The organism is Arthrobacter sp. KN11-1C, assembly GCF_052180225.1.
GTDB lineage: Bacteria > Actinomycetota > Actinomycetes > Actinomycetales > Micrococcaceae > Arthrobacter.
Genome location: NZ_CP197467.1, coordinates 4,352,556 through 4,378,079, shown reverse-complemented (window position 1 = coordinate 4,378,079; position 25,524 = coordinate 4,352,556). Strand labels below are relative to the sequence as shown.

Below are 25,524 nucleotides of genomic sequence, written 5' to 3'. Positions count from 1 at the left end.
GCGGACAATGATCTCAGCAGTTCACGAGGGAGCGCGATGGGATTCTCGGGGCAACAAAAGACGTCGGCGGGCATGGCCGCATTTGGCCGCTCACGTGATCCCGTGATCGATCTCGCCCGGTTCTTCTGCCTCATCCTGGTGGTGCTCTCGCACTGCATGATGGTCAGCCCGGTCCTCCATCCCGATGGCACCGTCACCACTGAGAACACCCTGATGGAACAGCACTGGTTCGAACCCGTTCTGTGGGTGTTCCAAGTGATGCCGCTGTTCTTCGTCCTCGGCGGCATCACCGGACTGGAGTCATGGCGGCGCTTACGCTCCCGCGGCGGCTCCGGCATCGACTACGCGCAATTGCGGCTCTTGCGCCTCATCCGTCCGGCAACCGCGCTGCTGGCCTCGATGTTCATCGGGCTGTGGGCCGCGCGGCTACTTGGCGTCGACCCGCAGGTAGTCCAGCTCATCGCGACAGGCGCGGGCATGCCCTTGTGGTTCCTGGCCGCGTACCTCGCTACGCAATTGAGCGTTCCCGTGCTGGCCCGGCTGCATGGCCATTCCCCGTGGTTGACCCTCAGCGGGCTCGTGGCGGCCGTAATCACCCTGGACTCGTTGCGCGGGACGTTCCCGATGCTCGCCTTCGTCAACATGCTCTTTGTGTGGTGCGCGGTCCAGCAATTCGGCTTCTTCATCGCCGACGGCATCTTCGCGGGACGCAGCCGGGGCTGGTTCGCCGGGTTGATCGTCGGCAGCAACCTGCTGCTGGGGCTCGTGACAGGAATCGGGGTCTACTCCGGAAACATGATCGTGGACCTCAATCCGCCGAACTTCTGCATGCTGCTCTTGGGTCTGTCCCAAGCCGCAACTCTCCAATTGCTGCGCCCCGGTCTTGCCTGGGTGGCCGGAGTGCGCTGGATCCGTTGGGTAGTGGCCGTGGCGGGCAGGCGGTCCATGACGGTCTATCTGTGGCATTTGCCGCTGCTCGCCGCCATGTCCGGGCTGCTGCTCCTCACGGACTTCCCCAAGCCGGCGGCAGGTACGGCCGAATGGTGGTGGGCCCGACCCCTGGTCCTGCTCGGCGTCCTCCTGCTTTTGCTTCCGGTCCTGCTGCTGTGCGGCAGGCTCGAAGAGCGCCCGACGGCGGCCATCCACGCGCGCGGCAGGACGCACGTCGCGGTGGTGACTGCCGGCGTCGTGGTCTTCATCCCGGTGGTGGACGCCGCCTTTAACGGACTCACGCTGACCCTTCTCGGTGGGGGAGCGGCGTGCTTCGCGCTGGGAGTGTTACTGCTGGGACGGGTGCCGGCCGGAGTCCTTGCCGCAGTGGTTCCCGACGGGCCTGCGGTGCCATTGCCAGAGCCCGGTTTACGTGCGAATCTCGACTCATGACTGAGTTCACGGATTCAACCGAAGAGTCGTTCAGCCCGGGCGTGACAACGGTCAGGAATGACAAATTCCACCGCTACGAGCTTCTGGTTGACGGTGAAGTAGCGGTGATCTCGCAGTTCATGGACAAACCCGGCCACATTGATTTCCTCCACACCGAGACGCGCGCGCAGTTCAAGGGCCGCGGGCTGGCCAAGGTCCTCGCGCACTTTGCCTTGGACGACGTCGTCGCCTCCGGCAAGCGGATCATCCCGCATTGCCCGTTCATCGCCGCCTATCTGAGAAAGCATGAAGGCTACGAGCTCGACGTCGATTGGCCGCCGGAACCGCCCGTGGGGGAACCGGACAACGAGTAGCGGGCCCGCCTAGATATCTTGGGCGGAGCGCTGGAACTGTGGCTGCTTATGGCGGGCCTTCGTAAGATTCAAGTCACATGCAATTTCGGCTGTCACACTGGATTGCTATGGGGCAAGTTTCAGAAGACGGTTCGAATGGCGGGGACGCGTCGTTGGCTGTCGGGCACAGCGACCCTCACATCATGGCCATGGTGCGTGACGGCGATGCTTCCGCATTTGATGTGCTGTTCCGGAGACATGTGGCAGCGGCCCAGTTTGTTGCCCGCGCCCAGACCGACAATGCCAGCGACGCCGACGACGTCGTGGCCGAGGCGTTCGCTTCGATTTTCCAAGCCCTCACCGAGGGAAAGGGACCGGACCAGTTCTTCCGCTCCTATCTTCTGACCGCCGTCCGGCGTATTGCCTACGACCGGAACCGGAAGGCCAGGCGTACCCAGATCGTGGGCGACGTCGACGTCTTGGATACGGTTTCCGTCGATGCGGACACCGTGCTGGACGCTTTCGAGTCCAGCACCATGGCGAAGGCGTTCAAATCGCTTCCGGAACGCTGGCAGGCCGTCCTCTGGCATGTGGACATCGAGGGCCTGAAACCTGCCGCGGCCGCACCATTCATCGGATTGAGCCCCAACGGCGTCTCCTCGCTCGTGATCCGGGCGCGTGAAGGGCTCCGGCAGGCCTACTTGCAAAACCACATCACGGTGGTCAGCGACGACTCATGTGTTGAATTTTCGAGCCAGCTGGGAAAGTACGCACGTGGCGGCCTGAAACGCGCATCGTACGAAAAGGTCAAGGCGCACTTGGAGGAGTGTCCGAAGTGCACGGCGGTTCTCGTGGAGCTCAACGATGTCCAGGCGGGCATGAGGGCCCTGGTCTTCCCCTTGGTGGTCGGGGTGGTCTTCACACCGGCAGTGACCGCCGGATTCCTCCCCGGAGCCGGACTGCTGGAGTCGCTTTTCCCCGGAGGGGTTCTCCCGGAACCTTTTCTTTCCGAGCCGTTCCTTGCCGAGCCATTCCTTCCGCGAGGGGCCGAACCGGCCGCTGCCGGACTGCGCTCGGTGGGGGGATTCTGGAAGATTGCGGTCGCCGCGATGGTCCTCGGGGGCCTCGCGATTACCGGCATCCTCCTGTGGCTCGGACAAACCGGCCCGGCGCCAATCGCTGAAGCCAATGTTCCAAACAGCGCTGCACCAGCCCCACCGTCCGTGCCGGAACGTGGCCCGACGGCACCCCTGCCAAGCCCGGCGCCGACGTCGGACCCGCCCGCCACCGCGGTGCCGCAACCTCCCGCGCCCGCGCCAATCGTGCCCGAAGGAGTACCTGCCCCCAAGGAGACGGCAAGGGTAATTGATCCCGGGACCGGCATCACGAACCCCGTTTCGCGGATGGGGTCGTTGACGATCCACAAGTATGAGAAGCCGGCGACGGCGACCGGCTTGCCTAACGACGGAACGGCGCTGACCGCGGTCCAGTTGCAGGGGCTGACTCCGATGGCGGGGGTGACGTTCACGGTGCAGAAGGTGGACAACATTGACCTGACGACGAATGCTGGCTGGGCTGTGGCGGCTGCACTGACGCCGGCCCAGGCGTCGGCGCAGGCAGCGGGCCCGGGTTCGACGGTCACCACCGGCGCGGCCGGAACCGCGACCCTGGGGAATCTTCCGGTGGGCCTGTACCTTGTGACGGAGACCGGTTACCCGGCCGGTGTGACTCCTTCGGCCCCGTTCCTTGTGACGATTCCCATGACGGACCCCACCGGGGGGAACGGCTGGCTGTACGACGTGAACGTTTACCCCAAGAACGCCGTGACTACAGCCACGAAGACCGTGAACGATGCGTCCGTAGTCAAGCTCGGCGATCCCGTGCAGTGGACCATCACCTCCGATATCCCCAATGTCACCCTGATCGATGGGTACCGGATTGTCGACAGGCTGGATCCGAAGTTGAGTTACACGAACTCGACGGTGGCGCTTTCGAACAACGCGGCGTTGGTGCTGAACATCGACTACACCGTCGTGTTGGACACGGCGTCCAACACTCTCACCGTCGACCTCACCGCGAGCGGCCGGGCGGTCCTTGCTGCCAACCCGACGGCGAAGGTCCTGGTCACGGTGAACACCACAGTGAACACGGTCGGTGAAATCACGAACTCGGCCCTTGTCTACCCGAACGCGGCCAGCTTCAACATCACCCCGGGCCAGCCCGGTGGTCCGGTGGTCACGCCTCCGGTGGCGGTGACCAAGTGGGGCAACATCGTGCTGCATAAGAAGGATTCCCAGACGTCCGCGGCCCTGGCCGGTGCCGTGTTCTCGGTGTATCCGAGCCGTGCCGATGCACTGGCCGGTAAGAATGCGATCAGCGTCGGAGGCGTCAGTTCCTGGACCACGAATGCGAGCGGGAACCTGGTGATCTCCGGCCTGCGCTACTCCAACAGGGCGAACGGTAAGGCCGTCAGCCCTGGTCAGCCGGGTTACCAGTCGTACTGGCTGGTCGAGACCAAGGCCCCGTCCGGGTACGGGCTGCTCGCCGAGCCAGTTGAGACCACTGTGATCAGCGACGACCCCTCTGCTGTCACGGTGACGATCGGCAATGTCAAGCAGAACGCCGGATTCCAGCTACCGCTCACGGGCATGGGAACCTGGGGACTGACCGCGGGCGGGATCCTCGTGTTGGCCGGCGCAGCCCTGTTCATGGTCACCGGGCGCCGGAGGCCAACCGAAGCGAAATAGGCGGCGGTCCGCCCGGAACGTGATGGGCTGATGCCACGTTCCGAAAATCCCTTCCCGTTCTCGCGTCACGATCTGCGAATTGCTCCCACTGTTTCAGTGGGTGGCCGTTTCTCGCTCCTTAATTCAAAAATTTGAATCTGTTTTCTGCGACACGAATCGCGGGAAGCGCGTACTTGATGGCTAGAGACCACCTGTGTGCCCGCTCCCGAAAGTGATGCAAGAAAAGCCTATGAAGCAGTCCCTTCCAGCCAAGCTACTGGCAATTCTCCTCACCGCGACGATTGTCGGCCTTGGTTTGGGGGCCACGCTGCCTTCACCCGCACATGCGACGACGCCGGGCACCCCGGGCGTGCCCCAGGCAGCTACCCCGGTCTATACCGAGAACTTCTCCAACCAGAACGCGACGTCGTCTGCGATCAGTATTCTGAACTACACCGGTGGTGCGGCTGCCGCCAACATGACGTACACGGCAGACCCGCAGTACACGCCTGCTGGGAATCAGTGCAACGGGTGGATCCTCAACTCCCTTACGCCGCAGCCGTCATGGTCAGCCGACACCGGATGTTCGAACAACGCGCCATCAGCATGGCAACAACTTCAGCAGATGGCCGTGCAACTGGGTTTGGCGCAAGGCCAGACAGCGGGCCAGGCCGCCAGCAACCAGGCACTTTCGGCGTTCACCAACTCCTCGACAGGCCAAATCGCCGCAGGCACCGAATTCAAGACGGCCAGTGCGAACGCGATTCCCGCCATTCCGGGGCACTACTACGCAGTCTCTGCCTACTTCGCTGCCGTGAACTGTCCTGCGGCAGGCGGCGCAAATCAGCCGAAGGAGACGTTCTCCCTCATTGTGAACGGCACCCCGATCGTGTTGAGCTCCGGGCTGAACCCGTGCACAGACCCTGCGAATTGGGCGACTCAGGTGACGAAGCTGCAGTCCGCTGCTTATCAGCTACCGACCGGGTCGACGGCATCGCTCGGCTTGTCACTGTATAACGCGACAGCAACCGGCAGCGGCAACGATGTGGCATTCGACCTGCCCCAAATCGTCGATGTCACACCCCAGTTGGATAAATCGTTCTCGCCGGCACTGATTGCTCCCGGCCAGACGTCCACGGTGACGCTCACCGTGACCAACACCAACGACCTGAAGGCGAAGAACGACTGGAGCATCGCCGATACGCTCCCCGCCGGCGTCGTGATCGCCCCGACGCCTGCGATCGGCGGGACGTGTGTCCAGCAGGGCGGTGCGGCTTTCGTCAGAACGGGAAGCGCCGGTTCGAATGTTTTCACGGCCACAGGCGGTGACCTTGCCGTGGGGCAGGCATCCTGCACCATCACGTTCAACGTGACCGCGGCGGCGGAGGGGACGTATGTCAACGGCCCGGCCAACATCGTGACCAACCTCAACCCTCCAGCGAACGCCAGCCTGACCGTTCGGGCGCCCCGGATCACCCTGAGCAAGGCGCTCGGAGCACCGCGCGGGGCAGCGACGGACCAGTTCACGATGCAGATCCGTACTGGTGGCGCGACAGGCCCGGTGGTCAACGACACCACGAGCTCGACCACGACCGGCGCCGGATCCACGGTCACGCCCGGAACCGGCACAACCGGGGCCTATGTGGCGACGGCCGGAACAACGTACACCCTGACCGAAGCGGGTGCGGGCACGGCGAACCTGGCGAAGTATGCCGGCACCATGACCTGCACAGACTCGTTCGGCCTGCAGACCGGATTGCCCAACGGCGCAACTTTCACCGGCCCGCTGGCCATCACGCCGGTGGCGGGGGCTAACATTAGCTGCACCCTGTCAAACACGGCTCAGCCCATCATCAACGTAGCCAAGCAGGCAGGCGCGGTCACCGGTCCGGATACGAACGGCAACTTCGTCGCAAACTACACCGTCACCGTTTCCAACACCGGTTCGGCGACCGGGGCCTACGGCACCCTGGCCGACACTCCGGCGTTCGCTCCGAACCTTGCCGTCACGGGCGCTTCCTGGACGACGTCAGGGGTTGGCGCTCCTGCTGGCGGCTCGTCGCCGACACCCGGTCCATACGCGCTGGCCCAGCCGGGAATCGCCATCGGCCCGGGAGTCACGCAAACCTTCAATCTCGCCGTGACGTTCCACTACACGAACACCAACCAGCCAGCGGTGTGCGCAGGCCCAGGCACCGGCCTGTTCAACTCGGTCTCCCTGCCGCCTGGCCAGGAACACGGCCCGACGACGGACAACTCCGCTTGCGTCACCCCGTTGCCCAACCTGGTGGCCTCGAAGACCGTTGACCCGCCCGCCGGGACCATGGTCCAGCCCGGGCAGGTCCTGACGTACTCGCTGGTTTTCGACAACACGAGCGGCACCGCCCCGGCCATTGTCAGTTACACCGACTGGCTCGGGGACGTCTTGGATGCCTCGAGCTTCGTGGCCGGTTCCATCACCACTACCGGCACTCCCTTGCTTGTCACGAACAATTCGGGGGCAGCAACGAAAACCCTGGCCATCGCGGGCACCGCGGCCGCTGGCGCGAAGAGCATCGTCATCTATCAGGTGAAGGTCAACAGCCTCGGTAACCTGGGTGACGCTTCGCTCGAGAATTACCTGACACCCTCAACCACCATCACTCCGCCAACGAGCTGCCCGGCAGGCAGCACCACGTGCACCGTCAACCCCGTGGGCTCATGGACGCTGGGCAAGACGGCATCCCCCGCTTCCGGATCCTCCATCAATCCGGGCGACCCGGCTGCGAGCAGGGTGATCACCTACACGGTCACCGCTACCAATTCCACGGTCAATCCCATCTCTGGTGTCATCCTCAGCGATGACCTGAGCCAGGTCCTGAACAACGCTGCGTTCACCGGCAACTCGGCGGGACTGACCATCAACGGCGGCGCCGCCGTCGCAATTCCTGATCCCGGCACCGACAACAAGCTGGCCACGCCTCCATTCACGCTCCCGGGCAACGGCACAGCTGTGTTGACCTATACGGTGACGGTCAACCCTAATGCATGGCTCGTCACGGTGAAGAACGGGGCGACCGGCAACGGGGTCATCCCTCCGGCGCGATGCGTGACCGGGAGCGCGGCGCCGCTTGACCCTGCATGTTTCACCAGGAATCCCACCTCGGGCCACCTGTTCGTGCAAAAGGCAGGGCCCGGTCCAACCCAGGGTTCCACCGTCCCGCTGCCTGGATCGACCTTTGAGATCCGCAACGATGCTGCCGGGCAAATGGGTCCCACTGTGATCGGCGTGAACAGCGCAGTGCCCGGGCCGCCCGGACTGGTTGAGGTCAGGAACATGCTTCCAGGAACATACTGGCTGCTCGAGACCAAAGCCCCGGGCGGCTACTCTCTCCTGGCCACTCCCGTGAAGTTCACCGTAGCGGCGAACGGCAGCATCGCCTTGGACGCGGCCACCGCGGGAACCTCGGTAACGGCAAACGGCTCGACTATCACCGTCCTGGATATGGCGGCCGTCAAGCTTCCATCCGCCGGCGGGCCAGGCACAGCCGGCCTCTTCGGCGGCACAGTTCTCGGGATTCTCGCGCTCATGACTTCCCTCGCCCTCATCATCTCCAGGCGAGCGAACAAGACCCCACAAACCCACACTCCGTAGCGCAGCTCCGCGCAAATCAATGGGGGAACAAGAAAGGAACACGATGAAATCATCGAAGGTGAGGCGCGGCGTAGTAGCCTCTTTGGCCGCAATAGCCTCAGCCGGGATGCTAGCCCTCGGAGCCGGGGGTGCACTCGCGGCGAACACCGCGAACATCGATCCGTCCAAGACGGGTTCGTTGACGATCCACAAGTACGAGAAGCCGGCCACTCCGAGCAACCTGCCCAACGACGGAACGGCCCTGACCCCGGCCCAGACCGCGGCACTGACCCCGATGGCCGGGGTGACGTTCACGGTGCAAAAGGTCAACAACATTGACCTGACGAGCAATGCGGGCTGGACGGCCGCGGCCGCCCTGACACCGGCCCAGGCCGCGGCGCAGGCGGCCAGCCCCGGCTCCACTACGACCACCGACGCGACCGGAACGGCGATCCTGGGGAACCTTCCCTTGGGCTTGTACCTGGTGACGGAGACCGGCTACCCGGCAGGTGTCACTCCTTCGGCGCCGTTCCTAGTGACCCTTCCCATGACGGATCCGGGCAACCAGAACAGTTGGCTGTATGACGTGAACGTCTACCCTAAGAACGCCGTGACGACAGCCACGAAGACCGTGAACGATGCCGCGGTCCTCAAGCTCGGCGACAACGTCCAGTGGACCATCACCTCCGATATCCCCAATGTCAACCCGATCGATGGGTACCGGGTCGTGGACAAGATGGATCCGAAGCTGAGCTACACGAACTCGATGGTGACGCTTTCGAACAACGCGGCGCTGGTGTTGAACACGGACTACACCATCGTGTTCGATACGGCCTCGAACACCCTCACGGTCGACTTCACAGCCAGCGGCCGGGCCGTCCTGGCTGCGAACCCCACCGCCAAGGTCCTGGTCACGGTGAACACCACAGTGAACACGGTCGGTGAAATCACGAACTCGGCCCTTGTCTACCCGAACGCGGCCAGCTTCAACATCACCCCGGGCCAGCCCGGTGGTCCGGTGGTCACGCCTCCGGTGGCGGTGACCAAGTGGGGCAACATCGTGCTGCATAAGAAGGATTCCCAGACGTCCGCGGCCCTGGCCGGTGCCGTGTTCTCGGTGTACCCGAGCCGTGCCGATGCACTGGCCGGTACGAACGCGATCAGCGTCGGAGGCGCCAGTTCCTGGACCACAGACGCCAGCGGGAACCTGGTGATCTCCGGCCTGCGTTACTCCAACTGGGCCAACGGGGCAACAGTGAACCCGGGTCAGCCGGGCTACCAGTCGTACTGGCTGGTCGAGACCAAGGCCCCGGCCGGCTATGCCCTGCTTGCACAGCCCGTTGAGACCACGGTCAGCAGCACTGACCCGTCCGCCGTGACAGTGACGATCGACAACGTGTTGGCCAACGCCGGGTTCCAGCTGCCGCTCACCGGTGGCGTGGGAACGTGGGCACTGACTGCCGGCGGGATCCTCGTGCTGGCGGGCGCCGGCCTGTTCATGGTCACGGGCCGCCGGAAGCGCAACGAGGCAAAGTAACCATCCCTCGGCGACTTGCACCCCTTGATGCAGGCTATGGGGCATCCACCAACCGGTGGATGCCCCATAGTGTTCCCGTCCATCACAGCAAGAGGTCCCAATGACTCAAACCCTCAAGGAATTCATGGAGGGTTCCGAAACCGGTTCGAACAACCACCGTCGGCGCCCCCGAAAAGGTGGGCGTGGACGCACAAACATCAGGCGTTGCCATGCCGACCGGAGACTTGTGACCATGATGGTCGTCGCCGCCATCGGTCTGGGTCTGGTCCTCTACCCCCAGGCAGCCGACTGGTTCAGCTCGATATCCCACAACAACCAACTTTCCGGCTACGCGCAGGAAGTCGAACAGCTTGAACCCTCGGCCCGGACGAAAGTGTTGGACCGGGCACGCGAATACAACTCTCGGATCCCCGCCGGACAACTGCGGGACCCGTACTCCGCCCACGCCCCGACCCCGGCTTTGGAAGGGCAGCTGCGGGATTATCAGAGCCAGCTCAACGTCGCCAACGACGAGGTGATCGGAAGATTCCGATACCCGTCCCTGAACATCGATCTGCCGATCTTCCACGGAACCAGCGATGACGTCCTGGCCAAAGGAGTCGGCCATCTCTACGGTTCTTCCCTTCCCGTCGGCGGCCCCGGCACTCACAGCGTGCTCACATCGCACTCGGGAATCCCGAACGCGGAACTCTTCAATCCCCTCCACAGCGCGAAAACGGGTGATATCTTTTCCACCGACGTCATGGACCACACGTTTCTCTACAAAGTGGACAGGATCGAAGTGGTCAAGCCGGATGACATCTCCTCACTGAGAATCACCCCGGGCCAGGACTCCATCACCTTGGTCACGTGTACCCCCATCGGAGTCAACTCGCACAGGCTCCTTGTTCATGCCTCCCGGATCGCGGACATCCCCAAAGACGCGCCAGAACAGAAAACCCTCGCGGGACGCCAATCCACCATCGGGTTCCCGTTCTGGGTGGTCTATTTCATCGGCGGCTTGCTCATCTTCTACCTGGCCTCCGGGGCGTGGAACCGCCGGCGAAGCCGATGATTCAAACGCTTAAGGCACGCAGGGCCTCAAGCGCACCTACCCCGACAAGAAAGCACCGCAATGGCCCCACAATTCAAACTCTACGTTGACGCGGACGCCCGGCTTCGGTTCCAACTCGTCACCGAAAACGGAGACGTCCTGCTCACTTCCAAGGCTTTTGAGGACGAGGATGCGGCCATCGCAGCAATCTGGTCAGTACGCGAAGCCGCGGCCAAGGGAAGCATCGTTGATCTCACCGGTTCGATGCCCGAGGACAGCCCCGCCGAGTAAATCATGAACCCGGCATTTCGACGGTTCTTCCGGAGATAACTTGAGACGTTCGCGACACGATTCACACCCCCGCGACACATAGTTAGTGCCTGGCTTGGGATGGAATGAGACTCCTGGCGGACCTGTTGGGGGCCGCTATGGAGGAGCTCGTTCTCGATGGACCGCATGCCAGGCCGTGCCCATGGGGCCGTGCGCCCCCATGCGACTCACGGCCCGGGGCGCGTGCGGGGATCAATGGATCCTTGCAGGGCGTGCGGCTGGATCTGAGACCCCCGGCCGCACGCCACCTCCGTCCTAGCGGTAAGCGGGACGAATGCCGCGGCGCCTGTCCTGCCATCCACGACGGCTGCCTACTTTTGGGCCTTCCGTTTCTGCCATTGCCAAGCGTGCCAGAACAGCAGTGTCGCCAGGATCAGGGCGGCGGCATGGAGAAGCTGCGGAGTCATATTCATCAGGATGTACGCGGTGGGCATCGTATTTCCCGGACTGGGGTTGAAAGGGGCCATAGCCTCGTTGATGATCACCATGATGCCTATGACGAGCGCCACCTCCAGTGCCCACAGCCCAATGATGAACGGATTCACCGAGCCCCTTCGGACGGCTTCAGGTGTCTCTAGGTGATGCTCCAGCGAATTACCGTGCTCGTCGATTTCGCGGAATTCAATCCTGGCATGAGCTTCGTCCACTGTCTGTTCCCCCTTTTTGGCAGCCGTAGCCCCGCCTTCGGCGGGTTTATACGGGCGCACTTTTGAGGCACTCTACCGCGAGCACAGGAAACGAACGAGTACCGCCGTCGAGATGCCGTTTGACGGCCGGGGCGTACATCACCACACGGAGGGTTAACGGGGTTAGTCTGGGCGCATGACAACTCGTGCCAACGAACTCACCGCTTTGGTTACCGGTGCTACTGCCGGCCTCGGTGCCCAATTCGCGCGCCAACTGGCCGAATCCGGCCACCACCTCGTCCTCGTGGCCCGTGACGAAGGACGGCTGCGGGCAAGCGCCGAGGCGCTTTCGCGGGACTTCAGTATTTCCGCGGAGGTCCTGCCCGCAGACTTGACCTCCGACGGCGGGGTTGCAGCCGTCGCGGCCAGGCTGCGGGACGCTTCACGGCCAGTGGACGTGCTAGTAAACAATGCCGGAATAGGTTTGCTGAATTCTTTCGAGAAGAACGATGTGGAAGACGAAAAGCGGCATTTGCGCCTGCATGTCCAGACGCCCATGGAGCTGTGTCACGCGGCGTTGGGCGTGATGTTGGCGCGCAAGTCCGGCCGGATCATCAACGTTGCGAGCGTTGCGGCATTCGCTAACCGGGGGAGCTACTCGGCAGCCAAGGCTTGGCAGGTCAGCTTCAGCCGTTGGGCGAACACCGCCTATGCCGGCAGCGGAGTGAAAGTCACCGCGGTCTGCCCGGGCTTCACCCACACGGAATTCCACGATCGCATGGGCATGGACAAGTCGGTGGCTCCGCGCTTTTTATGGCTCACGGCCGAGCGCGTTGTCCGGGAAGGGCTGGAAGACAACGCCAAGGGCAAAGGGGTGTCCATCCCGTCGAAGCGGTACAAAGCGATCACCGCCGTCATGCGTTTCCTGCCGGCGAAGCTTACGTCGGGTCCGCCCCGCCTCGCGGCGAAGCAACCCGGTCCAGCGAAGTAAGCCGGCGCGCCTGGACCAGGACTGCCACCGCAATCCCGATCACGGCTCCCACGAGCGTCTCCACGCCGCGTTCCAGGACAAGCACGCCCGGATCCGAGGGCGCAGCCAACTGAGTCATGAGCAAGATGACGGGAGTGAAGAACACCATCGCCCAGCCGTAATGCCGGGCCATGAACAACTCGGTCGGAAATTGGAAACCGATCACCAGCAGGGCCAGGATGAGGGCGGTTTGACCGGGGAAATACTGCAGCGGTGACAGTGGTCCGGGAAAGAGCACGACGGCGACAATCGCCAATCCGAGGAACGTCCCCACAATGCGGTGGATGCCGCGATGTAGCCGGCTTGGCATATCGGCTCCCGCCAGCGGAACGGCTGCAGCGGCCATGGCCCAGTGCGGGTGGCCGCTGCCTGTGAGCACTCCACAAGCACCTGCCGCGCCGACGGCGAGCACATACCGTGCCGCGTGAACCCCGGCTGCTTGACGCAGCTGCGCCGAGGAAACCGGTATGTCCCGGACTGCGCCGCGTTCCCACACCCGGTATCGAAGCCACCCGGCAAACCCCACCACCATCGAAAACGCTGCCGATGCCGCGCAGATCAGGACGGCGGCAAGGAACGGGACGTGTGCGGGGACCGAAGCGCATGCTCCAAGGGCCAGGATTCCGAAGAACGGGCCGTTGGGCTTGAGCCCCACTTTGTCCGAGAACAACGAGCCCACGCCCGCCAGGAGCGCCTCGACCACCACCAATCCCCATGAATGGATATGGGAGACGGACAGGAACGTGCCCACGGAGACGCCGGCCAGGAGCGCCGCGGCTGCTTGTGCCTGGTGCTTGAGCCGCAGTTGGTGCGATTCGGCACGCCCGTACATGCCGGTCAGAGCGCCGAACACGGCGTAGATGATGAGGTCCGCCCGGCCAACCGCGAGAAGGGCAAGTGCCGGGACTGCGACGCTCAGCGCGACGCGAACCGCGGCCAAGTGATCGTTGCTTGCCGGCGGAACCGTGTGAAGCGCGCGGGCATGGGCCATGATTGATCGCATCGGGACACCACCAATCAATTCAGCCGATCATTGGGAAGTTATCAGCACCCCAAGATCTGCGCCATTAGCTGGGTCACAACGTTTCCTTGTGCGTCCCCGCCGTCCCCGCCCAACTGACTCGCATTAGATGCCGTTTTGGGGCCTCATAACGACATCTAATGCGAGTTAGTTGGGTTGGGGGGAGGCGGGTCAGGCCGGGAAGCATTGCAACGCCGTCGAGCGGGCGGATTCCAGCGCCTCGCGCACCGGAAGTGAGCGGTGTTGTTCGGAGAGGATTTCCACGCCCCACGGCCCGTTGAAGCCGATCGCCTGAAGGGTTGTGATGAACCCGGTGACGTCTTGGTCGCCCTCTCCGCAAAGACGGCGGTTGTCCCGGGTGTCCTCGAAGAGTGTCCCCTTGATTTCCGCGTCAGCGTCATTGAGTTCGACGCCGAAAATCTGCTCAGGGGTGAGGCTGCGGGACAGCTCATCCAAGCTCGTGCCGGCCCGGAAGACGTGCCAGTAGTCAACCACCAGGCCGCATTCCGGCCTATCGACCGATCGCATGAGTTCGGCGGCCGCGGGCATGGAGCCGACCATCGAAAACGGCATGGGCTCGAGGGCAATGCGCGTCCCTCTTCCCGAGGCTTCCTTCGACAGGCGACGGAGCGGCCCCACGAGGAAATCGAGATCATCCAGGGGCTCACCGAACGCCGTTCCTACCTTGATGAATCGCGCATCAAGCGTTTCAGCGGCATCGAGGAGCAGTTCGAATTGCGGCTTCCATTCGTGGGAGCGGGATTCGTCCCACCAATTACTCAGGAGCTCGACTTCAACGTGGCGGAAACCTGCTTGATCGATGAGTTTCCTGAGGCCGGAGAATCCGATGGTGTCCCTTGCGGCCACCAGGTCGTCGTACGCCAATCCGAACCCTGCCCATCCGGTAGAGGCGATGGCTTCCAGTCGCTCGCCGAGGGGGACCGGGCTTGTCTCGGGGTTGGTCAAAGGCGCGACGTCTCCTGCGCTGGTCCAGCAGGTCGCGATTAGTTCGGGTGTGCTTGAGTACGTCATCGTTCTCCTCGCGACAGTGCGCGGCTAGTTACGGCAGGTGAGGGCATGGACACCCAGTCACAATCCAATTGGAACGCTCCATTGACAATTGGTCAAGCCTTGATTTAGCGTTGGAGCGTTCCACAAAGCGAGCTGGATCACATCGCGAAGTGGATCGCATCCGTTCACAGCTAGATGGTTCCGGCCTCCCACACTGCCTTCGAAGGCACAGGAAACGCGGGCGACGGTCGAAATACGCGACATCAAAGGAGATTTCACGTGGCAAAGTTCAATTGGCGGCGGGGCGCAGTGGCGCTGGCCGTAGTACCGCTTCTGGCACTGGCGGCATGCTCCAGCGGAGGCGGGAAGCCGGCTGACAGCGCCAACGCCGCCGGAGGCGGGCAAGCCGCCAGCACTCCCCGGATCAAGGTAGCGCTCATCACCCACGCCGAGGCCGGCGACACGTTCTGGGACATCGTCCGTAAGGGCGCGGAGGCGGCGGCCGCGAAGGACAATGTCGAGGTTCTTTATACGAGCGACGCCGACGCGGGTCGCCAGTCCCAGCTGGTGCAGCAGGCCATCGACCAGAAGGTTGATGGCATCGCCGTCACCATCGCCAACCCAGGCGCCATGAAGGACGTGCTGAAGAAGGCCACCGACGCCGGCATCCCGGTGGTGAGCTTCAACGCCGGCGGTGACGTCTCCGCGCAGATGGGGGCGTTCACCCACTTCGGTTCCAATGAGACCCTGGCTGGCGAAGCGGTCGGCGCCAAGCTGGCTTCCCAGGGCTACAAGCACCCCATCTGCGTGATCATGTCACAGGGACAGGTGCAACTCGAACAGCGATGCGCAGGCGTGAAGACGAAGGTGCCCGGGACCGAGATCCTATATGTCAACGGGGCCGATATGACGGCAGTGCAGTCCACTGCGACCGCGAAACTTCAGGCCAGCAAGGATGCTGACGTGATCATCGGGTTGGGCGCTCCCTTCACCTTGACAATTCTCAAAGCCGTAGCGGATGCCAACAGCCCGATCAAGGTTGCCAGCTTCGACTTGAACCCCGCGCTGGCGCAGGCGATCAACGATGGCAAGGTCCTGTTCACTGTGGACCAGCAGCCGTGGCTCCAGGGCTACTTGTCCATTGACGCAATCTGGCAGAACAAGCTTGGTGGTTTCAAGATCGGTGGCGGGCAGCCTGTCCTCACGGGTCCGACGATCGTTGACAAGTCCAACATTTCCGATGTTCTGAAGTTCGTTCAGCAGGGCATCCGCTAACGATGGCCGCTCAGCCCGCGCGGCAAGATTTCCTTGCCGCGCGGGCTGATGGAGAAGAAAGGTATTTCATGGCTTTAGTTACTGCCCCGGCACCCAAAACTGCCGCGGATGAGCGGGTCGCGAAGCGGAGCCCGTTGAGCAAGTTGATGGCCCGGCCTGAAGTAGGCGCCCTCGTGGGGGCGGTTGTCCTTTTCATTTTCTTTGCTTCGGTGTCCGGGACGTTTACCCAGCCGAATGCTTTGGCGACGATTCTGTATGGTTCTTCGACGATCGGGATCATGGCGGTGGGGGTGTCGTTGTTGATGATCGGCGGCGAGTTCGACCTCTCCACCGGTGTGGCCGTGATTTCCTCGGCGCTGACGGCGTCCTTGTTCAGCTGGTATTTCTCGATGAACGCCTGGGTGGGTGTGGGCATAGCCCTGTTGGTGTCCTTGGCCATCGGTTTTATCAATGGGTGGATTTTGGTCAAGACGAAGTTGCCGTCGTTCATCGTGACCCTGGCGACGTTCCTGATGCTCACGGGTTTGAACCTGGCGTTGACCCGGCTGATCGGCGGCAGTGTGTCGTCGCCGTCGATTTCGAAGCTGGATGGTTTTGATTCGGCGCATGCGGTGTTCGCGTCCTCGGTCAGCATCGGCGGGGTCGAGGTGAAGATCACGGTGTTCTTCTGGATCATCCTGGTCGCCATCGCGTCCTGGGTGTTGCTGCGCACGAAGGTCGGGAACTGGATCTTCGCCGTCGGAGGGGACGCGAACGCTGCCCGTGCGGTGGGGGTGCCGGTGACGAAGACGAAGATCGGGTTGTTCATGGCGGTCGGGTTCTGCGGCTGGATCCTGGGCATGCACAACCTCTTCGCGTTCGACGCGGTGCAGTCCGGTGAGGGCGTGGGCAACGAGTTCCTATACATCATTGCCGCGGTGATCGGCGGGTGCCTGCTCACCGGCGGGTACGGGTCCGCGGTGGGCGGTGCGATCGGTGCGTTCATTTTCGGGATGGCGAACAAGGGCATCGTGTATGCGCAGTGGAACCCGGACTGGTTCAAGTTCTTCCTGGGCCTGATGTTGTTGCTGGCCACCATCGTGAACCTCATCGTCAAACGCCGCGCGGAACTGAAGTAGAAGGGCGCAAGAACATGAATGCGAAACAGATCGACCAGCAGACCCTGCTGCGGGACGAGAAGGACCCGCTGACCCACACCCCCGTGCACCTGCTCTCGCTGGAGGCGGTGGGCAAGCACTACGGGAACATCATCGCCCTGCGCGACGTGACGATGGCCGTGGACAACGGCCGGGTGACCTGTGTGCTGGGGGACAACGGTGCGGGCAAGTCCACGCTGATCAAGATCATCGCCGGCCTGCACCAGCACGACGCCGGGGTGTTGAAGATCATGGGGGAAGAGCGGAAGTTCAACTCCCCTAGGGACGCGTTGGATGCCGGGATCGCGACCGTGTACCAGGACCTGGCCGTGGTGCCGTTGATGCCGATCTGGCGGAACTTCTTCCTCGGCTCGGAACTGACCACGGGGTTCGGGCCGTTCAAGTCCATGGACGTGCAGAAGATGAAGGACATCACCCTGACCGAACTCGCGCAGATGGGCATCGACCTGCGCGATGTCGAACAGCCCATCGGCCAGCTCTCCGGCGGTGAGCGCCAGTGCGTGGCGATCGCGAGGGCGGTGTATTTCGGGGCGAAGGTGCTGATCCTGGACGAACCCACCGCCGCGCTGGGCGTGAAGCAGTCCGGCGTCGTGCTCCGCTACATCCTGCAGGCCCGCGACCGCGGGCTCGGCGTCATTTTCATCACGCACAACCCGCACCACGCCTTCCCGGTCGGGGACCGGTTCCTGCTGCTCAAGCGCGGCAAGTCCATCGGCTACTACGACAAGAAGGACATCACCCTGGACGAGTTGACGGCCCAGATGGCCGGCGGCGCGGAACTGGCAGAACTCGCCCACGAACTCGAACAACTCGGCGGCCACACCCAGGCCCTCAAGGAAGTCCAAGCCGAAGTCGCCGAAGTCACCGACGCGGCATACGAAAGCAACACCAAGCGCCACTGAGCGCGAACGTTTACAACCTGATGGAGCCACCATGGAAATGCTAATAGCCGGAAACTGGCGCGGTGCTGCCGACGGAAGGACCGAGGAAGTCCGCTCGCCCTTCGACGGCCGGACGATCGACACAGTCCCCGTTGCGACCGTCCGGGACGCCCAAGCCGCACTGGACCGGGCCGAAATCGGCGCCCACCTGCAAAGGACAACGCCGGCCCACATGCGCGTCGATATCCTCCTGCGCGCAGCCGCCCTGGCGGATGAACGTGCCGAGGACATTGCCCAGACTATTAGCGCCGAATCCGGCAAGCCCATCACGGAAGCCCGGGGCGAGGCCAGCCGCTCCGGGAACATCATCCGCCTCGCCGCCTACGAAGGAAGCCAACTGTATGGCTCCACCCTTCCGCTGGATGCAAATGCCGGGACGGGTTTGGACAAGATCGGCTTCACCTTGAGGCAGCCGGTGGGCATCGTCGTCGCCATCACGCCGTTCAACTACCCGGCCCTGCTGGTGTTGCACAAAATTGCACCCGCGCTGGCAGCCGGTAACGCCGTCGTCCTTAAACCAGCCCGCGCAACACCGCTGACGGCGCTGAAGCTGGCGCAGTGCTTCGTCGACGCCGGCCTCCCGCCCGAGGCGCTGTCCGTGATCACCGGGCCCGGCAGCTCCCTGGGCGACGTTCTCGTGACGGACCCTCGGGTCCGCAAGGTGTCCTTCACAGGTTCCACCAGCATCGGAACGCGCATCAGCTCGATCGCGGGCGTGAAGAAGCTGTCCCTTGAGCTGGGCGCTTCATGCCCGGTGATCATCCTGCCGGACGCCGATCTCGAACTCGCCTCCACTGCGGTGGCGGCTGGCGGCTACGTCAACGCAGGCCAGGTGTGCATTTCGGTGCAACGGGTCATCGTTGACCGCCGCGTCGAGAAAGACTTCCTGGACGCGCTGGTCCCGAAGGTCGAAGCGATCGCCGTGGGCAACCCCAAGGAAGAGGACACGCGCCTTGGCTCGCTGATCTCCGAAGAGGAAGCCTCACGCGTCCACACATCGATCCTCGAGGCCCGCCATTCCGGCGCCCGTGTCCTCACCGGCGGTGACCGTGACGGCGCCGTGGTGACTCCCGCCGTCGTCGCCGGCGTCGACCCCCGGTCGCCGCTGAGCCGGAACGAGCTGTTCGGGCCCGCCGTCGCCGTCTCTTCCGCGCCGGACATGGAAAGCGCCATCGCGATGGCCAACGACAACGAGTACGGACTGGGCGCAGGCATCTTCACGAGCGACGTCGCCGGTGCGGTGCAGGCCATGCGGCAGATCGACGCCGGCAACACCCACATCAACTGGTCGCCGCTCTGGCGGGCCGACCTCATGCCCTACGGCGGCTTGAAAGGCAGCGGAATCGGCAAGGAAGGCGTCCGTTCAGCTGTCCAGGAAATGACCGAAGAGAAGACGGTCGTCCTGCACGGACGCCCCTGGTAACCACGACAACGGGAATAAGGCAATGACCACACCATCGCAGACCATCAGGCTCACCACGGCCCAAGCGGTCGTCAAGTACCTCTCGGCACAGTATTCGCTCGCTGACGGCGTCCGCCGCCGCTTGGTCCCCGCTGCCCTCGGCATCTTCGGCCACGGCAACGTGGCAGGCCTCGGCCAGGCCTTGGACGAACTCGCCCACGACATGCCGTTCATCCAAGGCCGGCACGAGCAGTACCTGGCGCATATCTCCACCGCGTACGCCAAGGCGAGCCGCCGCCAGGCAGTCCTCGCCGTCACGGCCTCCATCGGCCCGGGTGCGCTCAACCTCGTGACCGCGGCCGGCCTGGCAACGGTCAACCGGATCCCCCTGCTGCTCCTGCCCGGTGACACCTACGCCACGCGGCATCAGGGTCCGGTGTTGCAGCAGCTGGAGCACCCCACCGAGGCAGATGCCACGGTCAACGACGCGTTCCGGCCCGTATCGCGCTTCTTCGACCGGATCAACCGTCCGGAGCAGCTCCTGACCGCCCTTCCGCAGGCAATGCGTGTTCTCACGAGCCCCACGGACACCGGCGCCGTGGTCATTTCGCTTCCGCAGGACGTGCAATCCCACGCCTACGACTTCCCGGCCGAATTCTTCGAGCCGCGCGACTGGAAGATCCGGCGTCCGCTGCCGGACCTGGAAGAGGTCGACGACGTCGCCCGGCTCATCCGCTCCGCGGAGCGTCCCGTGATCATCGCCGGCGGCGGCATCCACTACTCCGACGCCCACGCGGCGCTCGAGGCGCTGGCAGGACAGGCCGGAATTCCCGTCGTCGAGACCTTCGGCGGCAAGGGCGCCGTGACCAAGGACGAATGGTGGCAAGTGGGCGGCGTCGGGCTCGAGGGCAACTTCGCGTCCAACACCTTGGTCAAGCAAGCCGACCTGGTCCTCAGCGTCGGCACGCGCCTCACCGACTTCGCTACCGGCTCCCAGTCGATCTTCGAAAACCCGGGCGTGCGGTTCGCGTCCTTGAATATCGTGGACGCGGATACCCGCAAGCAGGGCGCCACAGGGATCCTCGCAGATGCCCGCTTGGGCCTGGAAGCACTTGCCCGGGCCTTGGAAGGGCACAGCACCGCTGAAAACTGGCAGGAAACGGTCCATTCCGAGAAGGCAAAGTGGGCGCCCATCCGGTCCCAGTGGCTCGACGCCGACACTGCCTACCGCCCGGAAGACCACCCGGACGCGCCGGTCACGGGAGCCGTCCTGACCCAGCCGCAACTGATCGGACTGATGCAGGAGCACGCCCGCTCCGGCGACACCATCATTGCCGCGGCCGGAGGGCCTCCCGGTGACCTGCAAAAAGTCTGGGATGCGACGGGCAACCGCAATTGCCACCTGGAATTCGGCTTCTCCTGCATGGGGTACGAAATCGCCGCCGGCATGGGCGTCCGCCTGGCCGAAGGTAACAACGACAACCGCGTGGTCACCTTCATCGGCGACGGCACGTTCCTGATGGCACCCACGGAGATCCTCACCGCGGCCCAGGAAGGCCTCAACGTCACGGTTGTCGTTTCCGAGAACCATGGCTACCAGGTCATCCACCGCCTCCAGATGAACCGCATGGGACGCGAGTTCGGCAACGAATTCCGCTACCGCACCACCGGCGGCAGCGTCGCCGTCGACGACGCCCCCAAAGCACGCCTCGACGGCGACTACCTCAAGGTGGACCTGCGGCAGATCGCTGAAGGCCTGGGTGCCCTCGCCATCCGGGCCACCACGGCGGCAGAGGTCCGGGAAGCACTTGCCTCCACCCGCGACGCCCAAGGCCCCGTCGTGATCGTCGTGCCCACGGTTCCCCACGTCGACCTGCCCGGCGGCGACGTCTGGTGGGACGTAGCTCCCGCGGAAGTGTCCGGACAGGAATGGGTCCGCTCATTGCGCTCGGACTACGAGAAGGCGCGCAGCAGCCAGCGGTGGTTCGGATGACCGGCGGCAGTTACGACGGCGGACCGCTCGACGGCGGTCGGCTGCGGCGCCGCTTGGCGGCCGGAGAGGTGACCCTGGGAACCTTCGTTGGCATGGCTTCCGCCACGGCGGTGGAAGTGTGTGCCGCCGCCGGCGCGGACTGGGTGCTGGTCGATCTTGAACACGGCGCAGGAGGTGAGGATGCCGTCCGCGACGGTGTCCTTGCGGCCGGAAGCTACGGAGTCCCCACCCTTGTTCGCGTGGAGAGCGGAGAACGGATCCGCATCGGCCGGGTCCTGGACCAAGGCGCAGCGGGCATCATGGTGCCCCGACTGAACTCCGTGGAGGAAGCCGGCCAGACCGTGAGGCACATGCTGTATCCGCCCCACGGCGACCGCGGCGTGGCGACCTACAACCGTTCCTGCCGCTGGGGCATGGACCGTACTCCGTTGAACGCGGAGCAGCAGTCAGCCGTGGGAATCGTCCAGATCGAGACCCTCGACGCGCTGGAGCACGTGGAGGAGATCGCAGCGCAGGACGGCGTGGACGTCCTCTTCGTCGGACCAATGGACATGTCCTTCGCTTTGGGCGTGCCGATGCAACTGGACAGCAATGTCTTCCAGGAGGCCCTCCAGCGGGTAATCGCGGCCGCCCAACTGCACAACAAAGCTGCCGGCATCCTCGCGGTGGACGGTATGGCTGCGGCCAAGTATGTCCGCCAAGGCTTCCGCTTCGTGGCGATCGGATCAGACTCCACCATCATGGCGGCGGCGTTCAGGGACGCCTTCGACACCGCCCGCAACTGACAAGATTTTTCAACAAGAAAGGCATGAACGTGAGCCCAGAATCCCGCACAGTCGGTGTAGGCCTTATCAGCGTCGGATGGATGGGAAAGCTCCATTCGCGCGCTTACCAGACGGTCCCCTACGCCTACCCTGAGCTTGGCTTGACCACCAAGCTCGTCATCGCGGCGGACACAGCGCCGGACCGGGTGGACTACGCCCGCGATGTCCTGGGCTTCGCGGAAGGGACCACCGACTACCACGATGTCCTGAACCACCCGGACGTCGATGTCGTTTCCATCTGCGCCCCCAACTTCCTGCATGCCGAAATCGGCATCGCGGCTGCCAAAGCCGGCAAGCATTTCTGGATCGAAAAGCCTGTTGGACGCGGCTACGAAGAAACCGCAGCCGTGCAGGAAGCCGCCGTGGAGGCCGGCGTCGTGACCTCCATCGGCTACAACTACCGCCACGCCCCGGCCGTGGAGCACGCCAGGAAGCTCATCGCGGATGGGCGGCTCGGGCGCATCACCAACGTCCGCGCCGTGTTCTTCTCCGGATACGCTTCCGAGCCCAACGGCGCTTTGTCCTGGCGCTTTGACCGGAAACTCGCCGGCACCGGCGTGCTGGCGGACCTGTTCAGCCACGCAACCGACCTGTGCCAATATGTAGTTGGGCCCATCGCCGAGGTAACCGCGCTCACAAGCACGGTCTACACGCAGCGCCCCAAGCTGGCGATGGGGTCAGGGACGCACTTCGCGGTGATCGAAAACGGTGAAATGGGAGAGGTCGAGAATGAGGACTACGCTGCAGCGCTGGTCCGCTTCGGCCCGTCCGCCCGCGGCGCAGGCGCCGTCGGCACCATCGAATCCTCGCGCGTTGCCGTCGGGCCCGAATGCGGTTACCAGATCGAGGTCTACGGGACCGAAGGTTCGCTCAAATGGGACTTCGAGCGCATGAACGAACTCAAGGTCTGCTTGGGCCGCAACAACAACGAGCAGGGCTACACCACGGTCAACGCCAGCCCACGCCACGGCGATTACTCCCACTTCCAACCGGGGCCCGGCAACAGCATGGGATTTGACGACCTCAAGGTCATCGAAGCCAAGAAGTTCCTCGTCGCCGTCACTGGAGGAGCACAGGAAAACTCCAACATCCATGACGCCGCTTCCGCCGCCGCCATTGTCAGCGCTGCTGAAGCATCCTCGCTGTCCGGTCAATGGCAGAAGATCGAGGAAATCCACGGCACCACGGCAGCGCGGGCATAACCATGGCACCTCCATCCGCCCGGCGGCCGACGATCATGGACGTGGCAGAACGCGCCGGCGTTTCCAAGTCCTTGGTCTCCCTCGTGCTGCGCGACTCACCGCGCGTCAGCGACGAACGCCGCCAGCGGGTGCTCAAGGCAGTTGAAGAGATGGGCTTCGAGCTGAACCTCGCAGCCCGGTCCCTGGCAACACGGGACAGCGGAACCATCGGCGTGCTTGTCAGCGACATGCACAATCCGTGGGCCTTTGACGTCGCCGACGCCGCACGGACCGTACTCGAAGAGGCCGGCCATACCGTCCTCTTCAGTGCGGTCACGGCGGCGGGCAGGGGAGTCGACCAGTCCATCCTCCAGGCCTTCCGGGACTTGCGCGTCGCAGGGCTGCTCGTCGTCGGAACCGTGCCCGATAAAGCACCGTTCAGCCGCGCCGTTTCCGGCGGGGCCGTGGTCTTTGCCGGTGGCGGACCGGACTACATCGATACCGCCGATATCGTGCGAAGCGACGATGCCCTCGGCATGTCCATGGTTGTCGAGCACTTGATCGCCCAGGGACACGAGAACATCGTGCACCTTGGCGGACTGGGCGGCTCGGTTGGCCGGGAGCGCGTGGACGGGTATTCGGCGGCAATGGAAGAGCACGGGCTGGCCCGCTACATCCGCGTGGTCGACGCCGACTTCTTCCAGGAGTCCGGCTATGTTGCCGCCCAAAGGGCCCTGGCTTCCCGCTCCGCGCACCAGCGCCCCACAGCACTGGCCTGCATCAACGACCTCGCCGCTTTTGGTGCCATGACAGCTGCCGATGAACGCGGCGTCGAAATAGCCGTCACCGGCTATGACAACATCGCGCTCGGTGCCATGCCGCGCTTGGGACTGACCACTGTTGACCCGGACAGCTCCACCATCGGCGTCACAGGGGCCAAAACCCTCCTGGAACGCATCCACGGTGAAGGCAGCGGCTTCGTCCACCATTCCGTCACGCCCCACTTGGTCGTGCGGAAATCCAGCCTGCTGGGCCTCTAAACCAAGGCGTCTAGAAAACCTCGTAACTACGCCGTTTTCGGCGCAGCCCCATACCTCCACATCTTCAAGGATGACGATGGCTTCCATAACCACACCCCAAATCTTTGTCGCTCTCGGCAGCGTCGAACCCGACTTGGTGGAACCGCTCCTCTCCGAACACCAGCGACTCATCCAGGACCCCACCGACGAGGACCTGGCCAACGCCGACGCGGCCATCGTGAGGGCTGCCTACCGCGTGGACCGGGAACTGTTGGACCGCATGCCGGCCCTCAAAGTGATCGCCAGGACCGGCGTTGGCACCGATCTCGTGGACGTCGCCGAGGCCAAGAGACGCGGAATTCCGGTGGTCATCACGCCCGGAAGCAACACGGCCTCGGTCGCGGAAGGCGTCTTCGCCCACCTGCTGGCGCTCGTCAAGAAGCTCTCTCCGCTGACCGCGCTGGTCCGCGAGGGGCGCTGGGAGCAGCGTGCGGCCGTCGGCGTCGGAGACCTCGAGGGATTCACGCTCGGCATCATCGGGTACGGCCGCATCGGCCGCCGGGTGGCGCGGATCGCCGAAGCCTTCGAGATGAAAGTCCTCGCCTACGATCCTTTTGCCGAAATCCCCTCGGAAATCCGCTGCGACACCGTGGAAGAGCTCCTCGCGGGCAGCGACTTCACCACCCTCCACGCACCCCTGACCCCTGAGAACGTGAACCTCATCAACGCGGACCGGCTCACGCTCATGAAGCCCGGAGCGATCCTCATCAACTGCAGCCGTGGCGGCCTCGTCGACCTCGACGCCGCCCACGACGCACTGCAGTCGGGCAGGCTATCTGGGCTCGGCCTTGACGTGTACGATCCCGAGCCGCCCGCGCACCATCCGCTGTTCGACCATGAAAACGTGGTCCTGACCCCGCACCTGATGGGATTCACCCGGCAAGGCATGGCCCACACCATCAGGGATGCCACCCAGGGGGCGGTAGACGTCCTCGCCGGCCGCACGCCCGCGGCGGTGGCAGGGCCATGACTGTTCCCTCAGTTGAGCGTGTCCCCGTCAACCGGCCACAACCAAGCCAAGGCCAGCCTT

Annotated in this window: 20 protein-coding genes; 17 read left to right on the top strand and 3 right to left on the bottom strand. The window is 64.0% G+C overall.

Annotated elements, in window-relative coordinates:
* The first annotated feature begins 36 nt into the window (after positions 1–36).
* The 7 genes from ACSBOX_RS20510 (at position 37) to ACSBOX_RS20480 (ending at position 10,915) form a co-directional block, all read left to right on the top strand.
* Entirely contained in the window at positions 37–1,383 is a 1,347-nt protein-coding gene (locus tag ACSBOX_RS20510; RefSeq protein WP_442546078.1) for an acyltransferase family protein, read from the top strand.
* Positions 1,380–1,736, top strand: a complete 357-nt coding sequence (locus tag ACSBOX_RS20505; RefSeq protein ID WP_442544112.1) for a GNAT family N-acetyltransferase — start codon at positions 1,380–1,382, stop codon at positions 1,734–1,736. The genes ACSBOX_RS20510 and ACSBOX_RS20505 overlap by 4 nt, the downstream gene beginning before the upstream one ends.
* A gap of 107 nt (positions 1,737–1,843) precedes the next feature.
* Positions 1,844–4,462, top strand: a complete 2,619-nt coding sequence (locus ACSBOX_RS20500) for a SpaH/EbpB family LPXTG-anchored major pilin (protein ID WP_442544111.1) — start codon at positions 1,844–1,846, stop codon at positions 4,460–4,462.
* Positions 4,463–4,691: 229 nt separating this feature from the next.
* Entirely contained in the window at positions 4,692–8,075 is a 3,384-nt protein-coding gene (locus tag ACSBOX_RS20495; protein ID WP_442544110.1) for a DUF7927 domain-containing protein, read from the top strand.
* 43 nt (positions 8,076–8,118) lie between these two features.
* Positions 8,119–9,591 carry a SpaH/EbpB family LPXTG-anchored major pilin gene (locus ACSBOX_RS20490; RefSeq protein WP_442544109.1) on the top strand — a complete coding sequence of 491 codons (1,473 nt, stop codon included), beginning with the start codon at positions 8,119–8,121 and terminating at the stop codon, positions 9,589–9,591.
* A 232-nt stretch (positions 9,592–9,823) separates the two neighbouring features.
* On the top strand, positions 9,824–10,645 hold the full coding sequence (locus ACSBOX_RS20485; RefSeq protein ID WP_442544108.1) for a class C sortase: 822 nt from the start codon (positions 9,824–9,826) through the stop codon (positions 10,643–10,645).
* 60 nt (positions 10,646–10,705) lie between these two features.
* A complete protein-coding gene (locus tag ACSBOX_RS20480; RefSeq protein ID WP_442544107.1) occupies positions 10,706–10,915 on the top strand; it encodes a YegP family protein in 210 nt (69 codons plus the stop codon).
* Between the two features lie 350 nt (positions 10,916–11,265).
* Here ACSBOX_RS20480 and ACSBOX_RS20475 read toward each other — a convergent pair whose 3' ends face one another.
* Complete coding sequence (locus tag ACSBOX_RS20475; protein ID WP_442544106.1) at positions 11,266–11,601, bottom strand: hypothetical protein; 336 nt, start codon at positions 11,599–11,601, stop codon at positions 11,266–11,268.
* A gap of 175 nt (positions 11,602–11,776) precedes the next feature.
* Here ACSBOX_RS20475 and ACSBOX_RS20470 point away from each other — a divergent pair, with 175 nt between their 5' ends.
* The gene (locus ACSBOX_RS20470) at positions 11,777–12,571 is read left to right on the top strand and encodes an SDR family NAD(P)-dependent oxidoreductase (protein ID WP_442544105.1); all 795 of its coding nucleotides are present in this window, start codon (positions 11,777–11,779) and stop codon (positions 12,569–12,571) included.
* Here ACSBOX_RS20470 and ACSBOX_RS20465 read toward each other — a convergent pair.
* The gene (locus ACSBOX_RS20465; protein WP_442544104.1) at positions 12,519–13,613 is read right to left on the bottom strand and encodes an FUSC family protein; all 1,095 of its coding nucleotides are present in this window, start codon (positions 13,611–13,613) and stop codon (positions 12,519–12,521) included. The two genes, ACSBOX_RS20470 and ACSBOX_RS20465, sit on opposite strands and share 53 nt — an antisense overlap.
* A 189-nt stretch (positions 13,614–13,802) precedes the next feature.
* Positions 13,803–14,663, bottom strand: a complete 861-nt coding sequence (locus ACSBOX_RS20460; RefSeq protein WP_442544103.1) for a sugar phosphate isomerase/epimerase family protein — start codon at positions 14,661–14,663, stop codon at positions 13,803–13,805.
* A 258-nt stretch (positions 14,664–14,921) separates the two neighbouring features.
* Here ACSBOX_RS20460 and ACSBOX_RS20455 point away from each other — a divergent pair, with 258 nt between their 5' ends.
* From ACSBOX_RS20455 to ACSBOX_RS20415, 9 genes are all read left to right on the top strand, one after another.
* Entirely contained in the window at positions 14,922–15,917 is a 996-nt protein-coding gene (locus ACSBOX_RS20455; protein WP_442544102.1) for a substrate-binding domain-containing protein, read from the top strand.
* A gap of 68 nt (positions 15,918–15,985) precedes the next feature.
* Complete coding sequence (locus ACSBOX_RS20450) at positions 15,986–17,035, top strand: ABC transporter permease (RefSeq protein WP_442544101.1); 1,050 nt, start codon at positions 15,986–15,988, stop codon at positions 17,033–17,035.
* 14 nt (positions 17,036–17,049) lie between these two features.
* A complete protein-coding gene (locus tag ACSBOX_RS20445) occupies positions 17,050–17,976 on the top strand; it encodes an ATP-binding cassette domain-containing protein (RefSeq protein WP_442544100.1) in 927 nt (308 codons plus the stop codon).
* A gap of 31 nt (positions 17,977–18,007) precedes the next feature.
* Entirely contained in the window at positions 18,008–19,438 is a 1,431-nt protein-coding gene (locus ACSBOX_RS20440; protein WP_442544099.1) for an aldehyde dehydrogenase family protein, read from the top strand.
* 22 nt (positions 19,439–19,460) lie between these two features.
* Positions 19,461–21,410, top strand: coding sequence for a 3D-(3,5/4)-trihydroxycyclohexane-1,2-dione acylhydrolase (decyclizing) (gene iolD / locus ACSBOX_RS20435; protein ID WP_442544098.1), 1,950 nt, complete (start codon positions 19,461–19,463; stop codon positions 21,408–21,410).
* Complete coding sequence (locus tag ACSBOX_RS20430; protein ID WP_442544097.1) at positions 21,407–22,195, top strand: HpcH/HpaI aldolase family protein; 789 nt, start codon at positions 21,407–21,409, stop codon at positions 22,193–22,195. Before iolD ends, ACSBOX_RS20430 begins: the two co-directional genes overlap by 4 nt.
* Positions 22,196–22,224: 29 nt before the next feature.
* Positions 22,225–23,436 carry a Gfo/Idh/MocA family protein gene (locus ACSBOX_RS20425; protein ID WP_442544096.1) on the top strand — a complete coding sequence of 404 codons (1,212 nt, stop codon included), beginning with the start codon at positions 22,225–22,227 and terminating at the stop codon, positions 23,434–23,436.
* Positions 23,437–23,438: 2 nt separating this feature from the next.
* Positions 23,439–24,455, top strand: a complete 1,017-nt coding sequence (locus ACSBOX_RS20420; RefSeq protein WP_442544095.1) for a LacI family DNA-binding transcriptional regulator — start codon at positions 23,439–23,441, stop codon at positions 24,453–24,455.
* A 76-nt stretch (positions 24,456–24,531) separates the two neighbouring features.
* Entirely contained in the window at positions 24,532–25,464 is a 933-nt protein-coding gene (locus ACSBOX_RS20415; protein ID WP_442544094.1) for a hydroxyacid dehydrogenase, read from the top strand.
* The last annotated feature ends 60 nt before the right edge of the window (positions 25,465–25,524 follow it).